The sequence below is a fragment of the Micromonospora sp. genome, assembly GCF_048594385.1.
Lineage (GTDB): Bacteria > Actinomycetota > Actinomycetes > Mycobacteriales > Micromonosporaceae > Micromonospora > Micromonospora wenchangensis.
Genome location: NZ_JBMDWU010000027.1, coordinates 1 through 2,316 on the forward strand (window position 1 = coordinate 1; position 2,316 = coordinate 2,316).

Sequence of the window (2,316 nt, forward strand, 5' to 3'; positions counted from 1 at the left end):
ACCCGCTCCGCAAACACCGGAGACGAATCCAACAACTCCACCGCCATCCCCACCCACTGCGAACCCTGCCCCGGGAACACGAAGACCGTGCCGCCCTGGAGCACACCGGGGGCGGTGCCGTTCCCGGCGAACGCCCGCGCCCCGGCGACGAAGTCGCTCCGGTCGCCGACGATCACCGTGCGCCGGTCGAGCAGCGCCCGACCGGTCGCCAGGGCGTACGCGAGGTCACCGGCCCTGACGGACCCGTCGCCCGCGACGTCGGCCACCCGGGCGGCCTGCTCCCGCAGGGCCTGGTCGGTGCGGGCCGACAGCACCCAGGGCAGCAGCTCCGGCTCGGGGACGTCGACCGGCGGTTCCTCGGCCGGGGGCGCCTGTTCGAGGATGACGTGCGCGTTGGTGCCGCTGATGCCGAACGAGGAGACACCGGCGCGGCGGGGCCGCTCCAGTGCCGGCCACGGCTGCGTCTCGGTGAGCAGCCGCACCGCCCCGGCCGACCAGTCCACCTGCGGGGTGGGCTCGTCCACGTGCAGGGTGCGGGGCAGCACCCCGTTGCGCATCGCCAACACCATCTTGATCACACCCGCGACACCGGCCGCACCCTGGGTGTGGCCGATGTTCGACTTCACCGAGCCGAGCCAGAGCGGCCGGTCCCCGGGCCGTTCCTGCCCGTAGGTGGCCAGCAGCGCCTGCGCCTCGATCGGGTCGCCGAGGGTGGTGCCGGTGCCGTGCGCCTCGACGGCGTCCACCTCGGTGGCCGGGATGCCACCGGCCGCCGCCAGGGCCTGCCGGATCACCCGCTGCTGCGAGGGACCGTTCGGGGCGGTCAGGCCGTTGGACGCGCCGTCCTGGTTGATCGCCGAACCGCGTACCACCGCGAGGACGTGGTGGCCGTGGCGTTCGGCGTCGGAGAGCCGCTCCAGCAGCAGCATGCCGACGCCCTCGGACATCGCCGTGCCGTCCGCGCCGGCCGCGAAGGACTTGCACCGGTGGTCGGCGGCCAGGCCCCGCTGGAGGCTGAACTCGATGAACGTGTCCGGGGTGGACATCACGGTGACGCCACCGGCCAGGGCGAGCGAGCATTCGCCGGAGCGCAGCGCCTGCACGGCCAGGTGGATCGCGACCAGCGACGACGAGCAGGCGGTGTCGATCGACACGGCCGGCCCCTCCAGGCCGAGGGTGTAGGCGATCCGCCCGGACGCGACGCTGGCCATGCTGCCGTTGCCCAGGTAGCCCGCCAACTCCTCGGGCACCTCGGGCAGCCGGCTGGCGTAGTCGTGGTACATGACCCCGGCGAAGACACCGGTGAGGCTGCCGCGCAGCGAGTTCGGGTCGATGCCGGCCCGCTCCAGGGCCTCCCACGAGGTTTCCAGCAGCAGCCGCTGCTGCGGGTCCATCGCGACCGCCTCACGCGGGCTGATCCCGAAGAAGTCGGGGTCGAAGTCGGCCGCGTCGTAGAGGAAACCACCCTCCATGGCGTACGTCTTGCCGGTCCGGCCGGGCTCCGGGTCGTACATGCCGGCGAGGTCCCAGCCCCGGTCGGTGGGGAACGGGGTGATCGCGTCGGTGCCGTCGGCGAGCAGTCGCCACAGGTCCTCGGGGGTGCGGACCCCGCCGGGGAAGCGGCAGCTCATCGCCACGATGGCGACGGGTTCGTCGTCGGCGACGGGGGTGGCCACGGTCGGGGCCTGCGGGGTGGCCGCACCGAGGATCCTGGTGTGCAGGTAGTCGGCGAGCGCGGTCGGGTTGGGGTAGTCGAAGACCAGGGTCGCCGGCAGCCGCAGCCCGGTGGCGGTGTTGAGCTTGTTGCGCAGCTCGACGGCGGCCAGCGAGTCGAAGCCGAGTTCCCGGAACGCCCGGGACGGCTCGACGGTGGCCGGGCTCTCGTGGCCGAGCACCCCGGCGACGTTGCCCCGGACCAGGTCGAGCAGCAGTCGCCGCTGGTCGGCGTCGGCGAGGCCGAGCAGTTGCCGGTGCCGTGCCGACCCGCCGACCGGTGTCGCGGTCGCACCGGCGGCCCGCCGGGCCGGGAGCCGGACCAGGCCCCGGAACAGGGCCGGGAGCTGCTGGCCCTGCGCGCGCAGCGCGGCGGTGTCCAGCCGGACCGGGACCAGCAGCGGCTCGTCGGTGGCCACGGCCGCGTCGAGCAGGGCGAGGCCCTGGTCGGTGCCGATGCCGAGCACGCCGGAGCGGGCCATCCGGGCCACGTCGGCCTCGCCCAGGTGCGCGGTCATCCCACTGCGCTGCTCCCAGAAACCCCACGCCAGCGACGTGGCCGGCAGGCCCAGCGCCCGCCGGTGCGCGGCCAGGGCGTCGACG

General features: G+C 74.5%; 1 protein-coding gene. It reads right to left on the reverse strand.

All coding sequences use genetic code 11. The annotated features are described in order from the left end of the window. Window positions 1-2,316 (reverse strand): beta-ketoacyl synthase N-terminal-like domain-containing protein (locus ACOJTC_RS01235; RefSeq protein WP_420115401.1); only part of this gene is annotated, 2,316 nt, incomplete at both ends.